The sequence below is a fragment of the Levilactobacillus parabrevis genome (genome assembly GCF_044051715.1).
GTDB classification, from domain to species: domain Bacteria; phylum Bacillota; class Bacilli; order Lactobacillales; family Lactobacillaceae; genus Levilactobacillus; species Levilactobacillus parabrevis.
The window spans coordinates 1,880,440-1,893,284 of record NZ_CP168688.1; the positions used below are offsets into that span (position 1 = coordinate 1,880,440).

The 12,845-nt window shown below is 47.8% G+C and carries 15 protein-coding genes; 5 read left to right on the plus strand and 10 right to left on the minus strand.

Annotated elements, in window-relative coordinates; all coding sequences use genetic code 11:
* Positions 1-41: 41 nt before the first annotated feature.
* Positions 42-920, minus strand: a complete 879-nt coding sequence (locus ACEPSU_RS08925; RefSeq protein WP_395321164.1) for a DUF5776 domain-containing protein — start codon at positions 918-920, stop codon at positions 42-44.
* A gap of 363 nt (positions 921-1,283) precedes the next feature.
* The gene (locus tag ACEPSU_RS08930) at positions 1,284-2,045 is read right to left on the minus strand and encodes a hypothetical protein (RefSeq protein WP_395321165.1); all 762 of its coding nucleotides are present in this window, start codon (positions 2,043-2,045) and stop codon (positions 1,284-1,286) included.
* A 380-nt stretch (positions 2,046-2,425) separates the two neighbouring features.
* On the opposite strand from ACEPSU_RS08930, the gene ACEPSU_RS08935 reads away from it, so the two are divergent.
* A complete protein-coding gene (locus ACEPSU_RS08935; RefSeq protein ID WP_395323168.1) occupies positions 2,426-2,650 on the plus strand; it encodes a type II toxin-antitoxin system PemK/MazF family toxin in 225 nt (74 codons plus the stop codon).
* Positions 2,651-2,844: 194 nt separating this feature from the next.
* Here the strand turns inward: ACEPSU_RS08935 and ACEPSU_RS08940 are convergent, their stop codons facing one another.
* The 5 genes from ACEPSU_RS08940 to ACEPSU_RS08960 form a co-directional block, all read right to left on the minus strand.
* Positions 2,845-4,212: a M20/M25/M40 family metallo-hydrolase gene (locus tag ACEPSU_RS08940; RefSeq protein WP_395321166.1), complete on the minus strand. Its 1,368-nt coding sequence runs from the start codon at positions 4,210-4,212 to the stop codon at positions 2,845-2,847.
* A gap of 127 nt (positions 4,213-4,339) precedes the next feature.
* Positions 4,340-5,272 carry an anti sigma factor C-terminal domain-containing protein gene (locus tag ACEPSU_RS08945; protein ID WP_395321167.1) on the minus strand — a complete coding sequence of 311 codons (933 nt, stop codon included), beginning with the start codon at positions 5,270-5,272 and terminating at the stop codon, positions 4,340-4,342.
* Positions 5,259-5,744, minus strand: coding sequence for an RNA polymerase sigma factor (locus tag ACEPSU_RS08950; protein WP_395321169.1), 486 nt, complete (start codon positions 5,742-5,744; stop codon positions 5,259-5,261). Before ACEPSU_RS08950 ends, ACEPSU_RS08945 begins: the two co-directional genes overlap by 14 nt.
* 482 nt (positions 5,745-6,226) lie before the next feature.
* Positions 6,227-7,615: a class II fumarate hydratase gene (locus ACEPSU_RS08955; RefSeq protein WP_395321170.1), complete on the minus strand. Its 1,389-nt coding sequence runs from the start codon at positions 7,613-7,615 to the stop codon at positions 6,227-6,229.
* A 144-nt stretch (positions 7,616-7,759) separates the two neighbouring features.
* Entirely contained in the window at positions 7,760-8,257 is a 498-nt protein-coding gene (locus ACEPSU_RS08960; RefSeq protein WP_020088277.1) for an AP2 domain-containing protein, read from the minus strand.
* A 216-nt stretch (positions 8,258-8,473) separates the two neighbouring features.
* On the opposite strand from ACEPSU_RS08960, the gene ACEPSU_RS08965 reads away from it, so the two are divergent.
* Positions 8,474-8,845, plus strand: coding sequence for a DUF1304 domain-containing protein (locus ACEPSU_RS08965; RefSeq protein ID WP_395321173.1), 372 nt, complete (start codon positions 8,474-8,476; stop codon positions 8,843-8,845).
* A 477-nt stretch (positions 8,846-9,322) separates the two neighbouring features.
* Here ACEPSU_RS08965 and ACEPSU_RS08970 read toward each other — a convergent pair whose 3' ends face one another.
* Positions 9,323-9,502, minus strand: a complete 180-nt coding sequence (locus ACEPSU_RS08970; RefSeq protein WP_020088274.1) for a hypothetical protein — start codon at positions 9,500-9,502, stop codon at positions 9,323-9,325.
* Between the two features lie 387 nt (positions 9,503-9,889).
* Between ACEPSU_RS08970 and ACEPSU_RS08975 the strand changes: the two genes are divergently transcribed.
* On the plus strand, positions 9,890-10,339 hold the full coding sequence (locus tag ACEPSU_RS08975) for an OsmC family protein (RefSeq protein ID WP_020088273.1): 450 nt from the start codon (positions 9,890-9,892) through the stop codon (positions 10,337-10,339).
* Between the two features lie 60 nt (positions 10,340-10,399).
* Here the strand turns inward: ACEPSU_RS08975 and ACEPSU_RS08980 are convergent, their stop codons facing one another.
* Together ACEPSU_RS08980 and ACEPSU_RS08985 are read right to left on the minus strand one after the other, a co-directional pair.
* Positions 10,400-10,576, minus strand: coding sequence for a hypothetical protein (locus ACEPSU_RS08980; protein WP_020088272.1), 177 nt, complete (start codon positions 10,574-10,576; stop codon positions 10,400-10,402).
* A 59-nt stretch (positions 10,577-10,635) separates the two neighbouring features.
* Complete coding sequence (locus tag ACEPSU_RS08985; RefSeq protein ID WP_020088271.1) at positions 10,636-11,079, minus strand: MarR family winged helix-turn-helix transcriptional regulator; 444 nt, start codon at positions 11,077-11,079, stop codon at positions 10,636-10,638.
* Positions 11,080-11,220: 141 nt separating this feature from the next.
* Here ACEPSU_RS08985 and ACEPSU_RS08990 point away from each other — a divergent pair, with 141 nt between their 5' ends.
* Positions 11,221-11,802 carry a DUF5067 domain-containing protein gene (locus tag ACEPSU_RS08990; protein ID WP_395321175.1) on the plus strand — a complete coding sequence of 194 codons (582 nt, stop codon included), beginning with the start codon at positions 11,221-11,223 and terminating at the stop codon, positions 11,800-11,802.
* Between the two features lie 63 nt (positions 11,803-11,865).
* Complete coding sequence (locus ACEPSU_RS08995; protein ID WP_260339892.1) at positions 11,866-12,687, plus strand: phosphorylcholine transferase LicD; 822 nt, start codon at positions 11,866-11,868, stop codon at positions 12,685-12,687.
* Positions 12,688-12,845: the final 158 nt, after the last annotated feature.

The window sequence follows — 12,845 nt, forward strand, 5'->3', positions numbered from 1 at the left end:
AAAAAGGCAGACCCGCTTTTAAGCTGATCTGTCTTTACAAGCTACTTGATAACTTTAACCAATTTTGTGTTGGCTGTAATGTACCCACTGGCTACCCGATAGCGCTTAGCCCCATTCATACTGTAATCCCAGCCCTTAATTACAATCACGGTATTCTTACGATAACTCTTTAAGTGGTGCTTCGAGTTAACATCCCGGTAAAGGTTAACCGTTGTCTTCGTCCTAACCTTCGTTGCCATGGCTACTCGTCCACTTTGGGCATTCTTCTTATTCGCAGTGATATAGCTTCCGTCTTCCAAAACATAGCGGGTCGTTAAATTATGACGAACAATCTTTTTGACCGTCAAAACTTGCCCCTGCCGGTAGTGATTTACCTTCTGTGTAAAATTCTGCTTCTGGTAGGCGTTGATACCATGTGGCGCAATCACGGTGACTTTGCCAGATTTCTGTTGATAGTATGCAGGTGATACATATGCCGACCTGGTGGTTACATACCCCGTCCGACCAAAGGTTTTAGACTCTCGATTGACATCCTTGACCAGATATCTAGGGGTCCCATTGGTTGATTTGGCATACCCTGTAACTTTAAACATTGGCCGATAAATTCTAGGTTGCTTAGGATACCAGGCCTGACGAGTCTTCGCAGAAAAATTAGGCGTATTGTACAACCCAATCTTCTTAGTGGCATAAATGACGGATTGCTTTTTAGCTTTTGGCTGACCAGTATCTGCCGTACTAGACTCACTGCTAGAACTATTGCTACTGGAATCCGCGGTAGATGTAGTTGGTGTAACTGCCTTTTGCTTGATTGGAATCGTGTAGATTTGGGTGTAAGTTGACGAGGACGGAGAATGGCATACTACTACAACGCGAATTTTAACTTCTTTGGCATTTGTTGGTACATTAACAATATTCAACATATCGGCGTCAGTCACATTTTCAGGAACGCTAGTGGATATTTTCCCATTTGGCATTAAATATGTGTATTTTTTATACGTATCAGAACTGATAATGTCTTTAATATCAGCTGGACTGACCTGCATTAGATACCTAGGGTAGTCATCCGTCTGGCTATAATTGGCATCCACTGCATTTACTTGACTTACGTCCCACGTATTGTCGTCCTCACCCATAGAATTGATAGTCGTTGTGACAGAGTCTGACGAAGCATCAGGAACTATCTCCCCACTTAGCGGACCATCATCCGGATAGTATTTAAGTAAAATCTCATCATCATTCCAATCCGGATCATTCTTATAAGCCCGAATTGCTGCATACGAATTTTATGACTGAGGGTCATTCGCTTGAGTATACTCGGAAAACAATGAGTATGGTACTTTAAGTGTCGTTCCCTTCAAAGTTTGTGGCGCAGTCGTCTTTCCTTCAGTAATCCTACTGCCATCTTTATTCTTCAAAACACTCGCATTTAAGTTTCCGATTTTCTGCTTATTAGTCGATTTCTTAAAATTCGTCCATGCCGTTAGGTCAGGCAATGGATTACGATTAAGGATTAAGTACTGAATCTTTGGTGCCGAATCAAAACTACTAATTGTATCTAAAACAGTCGATAGCCCGTCTGTGTTCACATTATCATTTGAAAACCCGAGGGCTTGCAGTAGTTCCCCTGCACTGCTTCGATTTGTTAACAGGGCTGTTGTAATCTCCACCATATCTTGCTGATTTAAATTCGTCTGGTTATTCACAATTAATCCATCAAAATAATTAGCAACTTTCAATAATGGCGAATAATCAGTTAAATTTTTCTGAATTTTGACGATTGAATTAGCGTCAGCTACCTGTTTCAATGTACTACTACCGTTGAGCGAGCTATCGCTAGAAATAATTGCTGCCTTGACAATTTTTGCATTAGCATCACTATCAGGAAGTGCCTCATCCAGCGTTGTTGTATTAGTATCAGGAATAACTCCCGATGTCACCGTAGCTGGGATTGTCGCGGCATTCGCTGTCACGTTGAGTCCCCAGGCACCGCTTAAAACCAAACTCGTTACCAACAAAGCCTTTACAATACTGTCCTGCTTTCCCATAACTGCTTTCCTCCAACTGTGACTATCTACAGATTATTAACCAACGCTTGCAACAAACAAGAGCACCTCGTGGCAAACGCTTACAATTACCTGCTAGTAGCCAGTTATAATAGTTACTAAAGTTAACTTGTTTTCTCCCCTGAAACTTTTATAGGATATCTTGAGTATAGCACGATTAGCCTATTTAGTGGACTTCACATAGATAATTCACCACTAGCTTACAGGCTAATCGCATCATTTTTTTAACCATAACCGCCTGAATTTCTTCTATATTAATAGAGTGTCCCGCTCACTCAATTGCCAACAAAACTATTCAACCTGCTTGACATCTACCGTCACCAAATCGTCTTAATCTGTCATTTGACTGATATCGCCCCGCAATTTATTATAAACTAACTGGCTTTTGTCTAATTTGCCCGATTACAAGCACACAACGTTCATTTGGAACATATGTAACAATCGACCATCCAGGAAAAGTTAAAGGTGAGATTGTTACCCACCAAATTCGTTCAATGGACTTTGAGAAACGCAAACTAGAATTTGTCGAGCAGTGTGATCCCGTTACCTGGGCTCGGGTTCTCTCGACAATCGATCAATTCATTTAGCCTCATTGAGAAAATATCACGTACGCCATCTTCATTCCAGATTTCCCCAAACATTTTCACAATTAATTAGCTACATTCTTCAATCAGAACTAAAACTAGCCTTATCAGCAGTCACCGCTTCATTCAGCGATGGCCCCGATAAGGCTAGTTTTTTTGAAATCAACCGATTCTCTCTGCAACCGATTTATTGAAAGTTACTTTTCACCAAAATTCTGTAAGACCCGTGCCGTGTACCGGGCAGCCTGTACATAATCGCTCACCCGAACATTTTCGTTAGGCGCATGGGCCCCTGAACCGGCCCAAGTTGAGCCGACGTCAATGATCGGCACACCCACCGCTTCAAAGAACGGTGCTTGTGGGCCACTCCCACCGGCATTGGGCACCAATTTGACCGCATCCCCATAAACTTCATGGGCGGTGGCGACCGCCGTCTGCACGAAACTATCCGTCAGATCCGACCGGAAAGCCGGCTCCCCTTGATTATAGGAAACGTGTAGATCACTAAACCCATTCTTATCCAATTGCTGTTGGACGAGTTCCGAAATGTGCCGTGGATCTTGGCCAGGCACCAATCGACAATCCAACTGGGCTCGTGCTTCCTTCGGCAAGACCGTCTTCAAGCCGTTACCCTCGTATCCACCAGAAATTCCATTGATCGTAATGGTTGGTCGGTTAATTAAGGCTTCAGCTGGCTTATCCGACAGCAGTGGCAACTTCAAGCCAAAGTTTTTGCGCGTCGCTTCTTCGTTAAAGGGTAATTGATCGACAGCCGCCTGTTCGGTCGGCGTCAAGGGTTTCACACCATCGGTAAAACCATCTACCAAGACTTCACCCTTGGGCCCGCGCAATGTTGACAGACCTTGAACTAATCGCCATACCGCATTGTCCACGAAGGCCGCCAGTGAAGAATGCAGATCACTCTCCGCTGACTTTGCAGTCACGTTGAAGCTGGCCGTACCTTTGACCCCACAGGTGACTTGGAAGTTTTCATCGGCATCCTTGCCACCCGTTTCCCAAATAATCGCGTCGGCAGCCAAAGCGGCTCCATGTTTCTTCGTCATGGGTTCGATGTGAGGGCTCCCCACTTCTTCTTCCCCTTCGAGAATGAATTTTAAGTTGCAAGGCAGCCCACCAGTCGCTTGTAACGCTTTGACCGCGGACAAGCGGAGCATGAACTCCCCTTTGTCATCGGAAACACCACGGGCCACGTACTGACCGTTCTTTTCCGTTAACTGGAAAGGTTCACTGTCCCATTCATCCAGCGGTTCAGCTGGTTGGACATCGTAGTGGTTGTAGAACAACAGCGTTTTATCGGAATTGCCGTTCGGCCCCGCTGGTAACGTCCCAAATACGAAAGGATTACTGCCCGAAATGTCCCGCCAGACCTCTACCTCGGCACCTAATTCTTGAAGGGATTGTTCAATTACACTGACCGTTTCCTCAATTCCGAGGTGCTTGGCAGCGACCGTTTCAATACTTAAATACTTGGCTAACCGGGGACGATCGGCTTTTAAAGCCTGATCGATGGCGGTTTGCAATGCGTCGGTAGTTTTCTCTGACATAGACATTCGCTCCTTAAATTTTCACGAGCAACTCACTTGGCGGGAACCAGTGCTGAACATCGTTGCTCGATTGCTTTTAACATTAAACTTTGATGAGAAAAATGTCAAGATTATTCTCATTTAATTATCATTTAATGACTGAGCGTTGTCTAAAGAACCCAGCAGAACTGGCATAGATCCAGTTCGCCTTAGTCAGCGACTGAAAGTCTTCACTGTTGCCGGTCACGATGACACCGGCAAACTTGGCCTGACTCCCTTTAGGGTATCGTTTGGCATATTGGCCGGCATACTTGTAAATATTGAAACCATCATATGACATCCCCGAAGTCGTCTTGCCAGCCTTCACTAACCCCAGATAAAATCCGCGATAGTTGTCCTGACTCAGCCGTTCCGGATGCGCTAAGTTTTTAGTGTTATAGCCGAGTAAATTATTATCCATCGAGGTCGGATCGGCGGTACCGCTCACCCCAATCCAGTACCACTGTGGATGAACTTTTGCTGGTAACTTGGCTCGGACCTGCTGATACGTCAGCGGTTGTTTGAACGTTAAGGCCATCTCGGCTACTGCCCCCTTAGTCGCAGCCACCTTCCGCAGATCATGCGTCGCCTTCAAGTTGGGTCTGGATGCTCGCGCATTGAAAAACATGGGAATCTTCTGTTCCGTTACGCGATCGTATAGGGCGGTCGCGCTCTGGTCCGTCGCATTACTCAGAGCATCCCCACCACCACTGGTTAACCAAGAGTAATTCTGAATGACCGGTGACCAAGGAATACGATATCCCTCAATGTCTTTGTAGCGGTGACTGATGACCTGCCCCCCCATCACAGAAGTATTTCCTAGATACTGATCGCTAACTTCGATATTAGGCGCCATCAGGTCGTTATCCATTTCCATGTTTAGCACAATCTCGTTTGATACCTTCGCCGCCCGCATCTGCGTCAACTTGTACGTTACCGGTATTGCCGCCAAGACCACTAGAATAGCAATCACCACGGTAATCCCCCACCGTCGAATCTTCACCCAAAGTGCTAAGCGACGAAATTTTTTACTTTCGTTCATGACCATCCCTCCGTAAAATCTTTTTTAACTTTTGATGTACACGATGCAATCGCATTTTGATTGCGGCCGGCGTAACTTTCAGGCGCACAGCAACCTCCCGAATCGGTAAGTCTTGATCGTATCGTAATAGTAACAGCTCACGTTCGCGCGCCGACAACTTATCCAAGGCGCTCAGCAGATCTTCATCAACTTCAAAATCTGCTTGTTTTCGCCCGGGTCGTAAGTATTGCGTCACCAGCTCCCGATACCGCCGCTTCCGCCGATAATCATCCAGGTAGATCGACCACGCTACCCGGTAAAGGTAGGGTCGCAGCTCACCGGGCGGCAGGACCAGTTCCATCTCCAAGACCTTGACGAACACGTCCTGGCAAATATCTTCGGCCACCTCCCGTTGGGCCCCACGCCCAATCAAATAACGCTGTAACTCAACGGCTAACTGAGCCAATAGGTCCTCGTATTGCCGTAACTGCATGCTGTTCGCCTCCCCCTACACTTAAACAACGAATAACTCCCCCAAAAGGTAACATCTATTTTCAAAAAAGCCGTCAGATAGCTGAAGTATACGGAACACGCTTACTGAAGACGAGCTGATTGCCTAGCAAACGCAAAAACCGCAGTCATCACGTTGAATTGTGATAACTGCGGTCACTGTTTATTTCAAAATCACTATTTTACATTTTAGGACTGCCACTTGCCAGGTCAATCGTCTAGATTTTACGATGACCACCTGTGCTCAGCCGGAGGATGGCAGAGACGGTGCCTGCCGTGACAGCGGTGTTAGACCGGGCACTTGATTCTTCCCGGCCTTACACCGTGGGACGCATTTGGAAACTCGCCGGATTTTGGCGAGGTTTCAAACCGAGCCGGAAGCCCGCTCTTTGGCTGCAGGCGATCCCCACAGCGGCAGAATCTCTGACAGCCGCAGGCGATACACCTCAACCAAGCCAATAAAATTTAGTCCATTGACCGGTCACGGTTGGTCATGGCTAATGGGTTGACCCACTGATCGAACTGCGCCGCCGTCACCTGGCCCGACTTCACCGCCGCCTCACGTAACGTCGTCCCCTCGCGTTCGGCTGCCTGAGCAATTTCTGCACTGGCATGATAACCAATATAGGGCGACAACGCCGTAACGGTCATCAGTGAGTTAGCCACCAATTCCGCCATGCGGTCGGCATTGACCGTCATGCCGTGAATCAATTTATCCGCGAAACCCAAGACCGTTCCCGTCAGCAGGTCCGCCGATTCTAGGAAGGTTTCAATAATCACGGGTTTATAAACGTTCATCTCAAAGTTTCCCTGGGAAGCCGCCACCGTGATTGTAACGTCGTTGCCCATGACCCGAGTAGTCGCCATAGTCAAAGCCTCCGCCTGGGTGGGATTGACCTTCCCCGGCATAATGGAGGAACCGGGTTCGTTGGCGGGAATATTCAATTCGTTATACCCCGCCCGAGGGCCACTTGCCAGAAAACGCACGTCGTTGGCAATCTTTAGGAGATCACTCGCCAACGTCTTTAGGCCACCGTGGACCACGTTGATGCCGGAATGGGCCGCTAACCCAAAGAACTTATTGGATTTCGCAGTGAAGGGTTGGTCGTAAGCCTTGCTTAGCTGTGCAGCGACCGCCGTGGCAAACCCCGGTGCCGCGTTCAGTCCCGTTCCCACGGCCGTACCCCCAATCGGCAATTCAAGCAACGAATCATCCAGTGACTTGAGAAAGTCCCAGTCGTGTTCCAGCATACTGACCCACCCACTGACCTCTTGGCCAAAGGTCAGCGGCGTAGCGTCCTGCAGGTGGGTACGGCCAATCTTAACGATATTTTCATAAGCCGCTTCCTTAACCGCTAACTCATCGATCAGGTGTTGGACGGCCCCCTCCAGTTCACGCACGGCCACCCGTGCTGTAATCGCCATTGCCGTGGGAAAGGTATCATTGGAGCTCTGTCCATGATTGACGTCATCGTTAGGCAACACCCCACTGGTTGGGTCGTATTTAATCGTCTGGTGGGCAATTACTTCGTTAACATTCATATTGGTCTGTGTCCCGGACCCCGTCTGGTAGACGTGGAGGGGAAAATCACGCCGTAGCTCGTCATCGGGTAGCGCCAGCAGATCGGTTGCCGCACGAATAATCAGTTGGGCCTTTTCCTCTTGAATCTCACCAAGGTCTCGGTTCGCTGTCGCAGCAGCCAGCTTGATCTGTAGCAGTGCCCGAATCACCGGCAGTGGCATCAAGGGACCCGTGGTAAAGTTATGCCGGCTCCGTTCAGTCTGTGCCCCCCACAAAGCCGTTGCTGGTACCCGCACCGTCCCCAACGTATCTGCTTCTTCACGATATTCCATGTTAACCTTCCTCTCGCGTTTTCAGTCGGTTCCAGCATACCTAATTAGGTAGCTCACCGTCAATCAATCCGGTCCTGCTCACCAAAAAAGCCGGCCTTCTCAGACCGACTGCTTGGCTTCTATACTGACTGGTGGATTCGCCGTTTAGCCTTCGGCGGATTCCTCAACCGTTTTTAAATCTTCTTTTTGATTCAATTGTTTCTCGGCTTGCCGTCTTGCAGCAACCGCATCGTTAAAGTCGCTAAAAGTTTGATTCAAAACGTAGCGACCGTGGTAAAATAGACGTGCTGCCCACTTGCCGGAACGTTTGTCGAAGCTCACGCCGATCACCCCAGAAATATTCCGGGAACTGATCTTTGTGAGTGCGGCAACGTTGGAGCCATTAACCAATGGTAAATTAGTGGCATTTCCAATTTGTTTACGTGTCCGGGGATCCTTCGTGAGCCGGGCCTTACTGATGTCTCGCCGGTAACAACCGCAGCTGACGGTAATTCCGTGACGCAGGCGGTAACTGTCAACTGTAACCAGATTGCCACAGCTACATTTACACAGCCACGTTGCGTTCCCGTTCTTTGCGGTTCCGTCCCGCCGGATAACCGTCAGTCTGCCGAATTGTTGTCCACTCAAGTCTAGGAGTCTCATAAATAATTCCTCCATTCAAATTTGCCATAAAGGTTGGTGTGACGCGATTCATGTTTCTCCAAAGCGCTTGAACTCCCCTGGCACATATTACCTAATTATTATTCTACACGCCAAACTAAAGATTAGCTTAAAGCCGCAACAATTTTTTTATTAATCGGTGACCACTGAACACCTTTAATTTTAACACCTAATCGACTTTGAAAGAAGGAATAACTAATGCAAATCATTCTAAATATACTTATCTACATCGTCGCCATCGAACACCTGGGGATTATGGGCCTGGAAATGTTTGGTAAACCCGAGACTCAGGCGAAGTCATTCGGTATGCCATTAGAATTCGTCAAACGTCCGGAAGCCCAGGTCGCCCTTGGCAATCAAGGGATCTATAACGGCATGTTGGGCCTCAGCCTTATCGCCCTTCAATGGGTCATCACCGATCGCGCCAGTCTACTGGCCACCGCCGTCCTCTTGATCTTCATCGTCCTTGTCGCCCTATACGGTAGTTTTACCGCTAAGAAAGAAATTTTTTGGCTGCAAGGAATGCCGGCCCTCGTGACGTTACTCGTTTTACTAATCTTAATAGTTTAAGCGAATCTTTAAATATGTGGTTTACAGAAGTCGGCTGGCAGGTTATAATGAGTTCACATATTCAGGTGAGAGCCTGCTGCGGGTCTTCAATCGTTGGAGGAGTTAATTAGACATTTAGCCATTATTAACACCGTTGAAGCCGTACACATACTTCTATTCTGCTGGTTGCGTAAATCGTAACTAGCTTTTTTATTATTTACATATTTGAGTCCGTACTGAAAACAAAAGCGACGCGCCTTCTATTCAGAAGACACGTCGCCTTTTTTACTTAAAAATGACTGGTAATAATCCACAGCAACGCCATGTGATAGATCACAAAGGCCATTGTTCCAACGAATAACCAGCCCAATGTGTAATAAACGTAATACATGCCAGGATGCTTCATGATGGTGCCCCCCATCTATTGCGCACAGCTTACCATAAAACAAAACGTATCGAAAACGTTTACCACATCACGGCTTAAATATCCGCGGTAGACTAACCAACCGGAGCAGGCTCCCGCCGATTAGCGGCTGCCACAATTGCCTCTTGCTGTGCAATTGTCGCCGTAAATTGTTGCATCATATCGCGCTCGATGACTTGAGCCCCATGTTTCTGCGCTCGCCACGTCACCATTTGAAACTTCTTCCGTTCATTCAACAGTTCTTCTGTTAACATATGGCTCCCCCCAAACATTGCGCCAGTGTTCTGATTCCTGTTGACTCCATTATAGCATTTTTGGCTAAGCGGTCTAGGGGGTAATCGCAATTATTACAAAAACTTTACAGAGAAAAATCGGTTAGTTTTCCTTGCAAACTAAGGCTTCAACCTGACTCTAAGGTCCTGAACGGTGACGTATTGATTGTTAATCTTCAAATTGGTATAGGTGTTGTGTGCAACCGATTGTCATCAAGCCAGTTCTTATCTCTTTGCAACAATTCATTATATCAACGGTCAGTGGTTTACCTCTTAAGAAAGCCCTTCCAAACCATTGCATTTCGTTTGTTTTTTAGCTAAAAACAGCGTAATCTTAAGGTAATTAATCCTTAGAAAGAAGGTGCCATCGTGGCCATTGACCGCGAAAAATTTCCACCACTCTACCGAACCGTTGCCGCTAACGATGCCGGTCTCGAAAGTCACTCATACGTCCCGGGTGGTCTGGATGTCTTGACTAGCCACCCGCTCAACGATGCGCCTGGCGCTAATCCAGAACAATTCATTGGTTTGGCGCTCAGCACTTGTTTGAACGCCACACTGGAAGCCATTGAAGAACGACGTGACCTGCCACACAGCTCACAGGTTCACACCATCGTCGAAATGGCTCGCGATACACGTGGTTTCCAATTCTATCTGACCGCCGAAGTTAAGCTTCCCGGCGTTGATCACGAGACCGCCGTTGCCATGGTTGATCTGGCTGAACGGCGGTGTCCCGTTGCCAAGCTAATCGGAAATAGCGATAACGTTGTCGTCAAGCTCGTCACCGAATTTTCTGCCGCGACACCAGTCGAGAGTTAAACCAAAAAATGGGCCACACTCCCTGACACTGCGTTAGGGTCGTGTGGTCCACTTTCAATTTTAGCGACGGGTCAACCGCCCTTTTAACCGGTGCCACCATGACTTATGCGTAGATGGTTCACTGTACACGTAAGATCTGGTAGATCGGGGCGACCGCTTGTCATCGTGGTCATCATCCATGAAGACAATCTTGCGCCAGCGCTTGGCCTCTTCGTCACTCATGCGCTTTTTGCTCATTGACTTCAATCTCCTTTTATTCCCATCCTTGAGTTATGGGAACTCTCCGTAGCCGTTGACTACTTTTTCATGCGGGTAACCTGACTAAAGTCCTGGATGAATGTCAGAATATCGTGGGCCCGCTCGTTGCCGTAAACATCGACCCAGCCTTGAAAACGCTGGTTGATCCGCTGACGTATCACGCGTTCAGCGCGCTTGCCCGCATCGGTCGCAATCAAATACAACCGTCGGCGATCGTTTTCATCCGGCTGTTGGCGTAAGTACCCCTGCTTTAGCAACACCTTGATCTGCCGAGAAATAGCGCTCCGCGTGACCTGCCGTTTGCTGGCAATATCCATTAGCGTCACGTCATGATTTCGCGTGATCTCTCGTAGGATCAAGTATTGTTCGAAGGAGAGATGAAACTCCTTTGCCGGTTCTGAAACAAATTCATCCAAATACTTGAGTGAACTCATGTAGACGTCAATAAACGCGTCCAATAGCGACTGCTCTTGCTCAGCCATGATTACCCACCTACATTTCTCAAAATACGATTTTTATATTAGCATTTACGCCCAGCAAATACCAGCTTTTTTCACCCAAATTAGCAGGTGGTCTGGACCAACCTATGCTAAAATAAAGGGGTAGCATTTGGAGGGGAAAACATGTATCGATCATTAAAAATTGGAACCGCTTTAAGCCTGTTGCTGTTACTTGCTGGTTGCGGGGCTACTGGGACCAAAAACGCCCAGTCAAGTAGCAGTCATCGGACTAGTCAAACGGCTCAGTCCAGTCACAGTCAACGCACGCACAGTTCCAGCAGTACCAGTCAGTCGTCGCAAGCCAAGACCGCCACGTTCGCCAACTCACAGTTCACCATTGACCACGTGACCTATGATCTGACGGGAACCGACGTCACAGCCAGTGCCACGGCAAACCGGAATTTATTCGTTATCTATTATACCGTAACTAACCAACAAAGTAAGGCCATCGTGCCTAGCGACCTGTGGGAAAGTTCGGTCACTGCCAAACAGGATGGTAAGAAGTTAGGAACTGGTAACCTGGCATTCACCACCAGCCAGACCAAGGACAACGACCTGTTAAACAACACCGTCATGCCGGTTAAACCCGGAAAAACGGCGAAGGGGCTGGCAATGTTTGAACCCAAGAACACGGACCCCGTTAGTGTCACCTTCAGCGACACCCACGGTCAAGTCGTTCATACGAGTCAGTATAACTTAAACTAGTGGAAACTAAACGATTAGATTCCTAAATATTTTTAAAATTTGTGTAATTGGAAAGGACCTTTTATGACGCGATTAATCGACCGAATTCACCAAGTTGAGCTCGGCAATCTGGCGCAACTGATCAGCTTGTGTGACCAGCTCCAACTGCCCTACTTTATGATGGGCGGCTCGCTACTAGGTACGATTCGCCACCAGGGCTTCATCCCCTGGGACGATGACATGGACGTTGGTCTCCTCAGAGCGGATTACGACCGGCTACTAGCCGCGGCACCTGCACTGCTGGCTGACACCCACTACTTCTTGCAGACCCCTGCTAGTGATGAAAATTACGGTCTGAGCTATGCCAAACTACTCGATCGAAACACCTACATTGAGGAGAAGAACAATGTCAATGCCGCACGTAAGGGCATCTTCATCGACATTTTCCCCTTGGACCGGATTCCTCTGGATACCGGGCTACAGCGTGAACAACTCACGAAGTTTCAGGTGTTGAACACCCGGATTCTCTTCCAGTTACGCTACCACTTGGTGGACAATCCCCTGCGCAAACTACAGAGTCCCCTGTCAGCGGAACAACTAGCAGATGTCAGGGCGTTGAAGGCCGAACGTCAGGCTCTCATGACGCAGTACCAGGGCGACGAAACACTCTTACAAGTCAAGAATCTCGCGTCACAATATAGCTACAACAAGGAAGTTTTCACCGTTGCGGAAGTAACCGACCTAACGGCGATGCCATTCGAGCATCTCACGGTCCAGGTGCCTAAAATGTATGCTAGCATTTTAACGAGGATGTATGGCGATTACATGGCACTGCCACCGGAAAGTCAGCGAACTGAGAAGCATCTGGAGAAAGTCATCATGGATAACCAGGTCTTCACGGAATAACCGTTCTCGTGAGCATCCCATTCGCCTCCGGCTAAGATTGTTCACACGCCAACATTATTTCTAAAGTTATGAATTACAACACTTTACCCATTATTCGCAGATCTTAAGACTAAGAAAAGTCAGTGCATCCTGTTCCACCCATATGTTGAATAGAAATA

Bases quoted from the DNA above. Each gene is read 5' to 3' on its own strand.
- ACEPSU_RS08925 (WP_395321164.1), bottom strand. From the start codon at position 920: ATGTTGAATATTGTTAATGTACCAACAAATGCCAAAGAAGTTAAAATT.
- ACEPSU_RS08930 (WP_395321165.1), bottom strand. From the start codon at position 2,045: ATGGGAAAGCAGGACAGTATTGTAAAGGCTTTGTTGGTAACGAGTTTG.
- ACEPSU_RS08940 (WP_395321166.1), bottom strand. From the start codon at position 4,212: ATGTCAGAGAAAACTACCGACGCATTGCAAACCGCCATCGATCAGGCT.
- ACEPSU_RS08945 (WP_395321167.1), bottom strand. From the start codon at position 5,272: ATGAACGAAAGTAAAAAATTTCGTCGCTTAGCACTTTGGGTGAAGATT.
- ACEPSU_RS08950 (WP_395321169.1), bottom strand. From the start codon at position 5,744: ATGCAGTTACGGCAATACGAGGACCTATTGGCTCAGTTAGCCGTTGAG.
- ACEPSU_RS08955 (WP_395321170.1), bottom strand. From the start codon at position 7,615: ATGGAATATCGTGAAGAAGCAGATACGTTGGGGACGGTGCGGGTACCA.
- ACEPSU_RS08960 (WP_020088277.1), bottom strand. From the start codon at position 8,257: ATGAGACTCCTAGACTTGAGTGGACAACAATTCGGCAGACTGACGGTT.
- ACEPSU_RS08965 (WP_395321173.1), top strand. From the start codon at position 8,474: ATGCAAATCATTCTAAATATACTTATCTACATCGTCGCCATCGAACAC.
- ACEPSU_RS08970 (WP_020088274.1), bottom strand. From the start codon at position 9,502: ATGTTAACAGAAGAACTGTTGAATGAACGGAAGAAGTTTCAAATGGTG.
- ACEPSU_RS08980 (WP_020088272.1), bottom strand. From the start codon at position 10,576: ATGAGCAAAAAGCGCATGAGTGACGAAGAGGCCAAGCGCTGGCGCAAG.
- ACEPSU_RS08985 (WP_020088271.1), bottom strand. From the start codon at position 11,079: ATGGCTGAGCAAGAGCAGTCGCTATTGGACGCGTTTATTGACGTCTAC.
- ACEPSU_RS08990 (WP_395321175.1), top strand. From the start codon at position 11,221: ATGTATCGATCATTAAAAATTGGAACCGCTTTAAGCCTGTTGCTGTTA.
- ACEPSU_RS08995 (WP_260339892.1), top strand. From the start codon at position 11,866: ATGACGCGATTAATCGACCGAATTCACCAAGTTGAGCTCGGCAATCTG.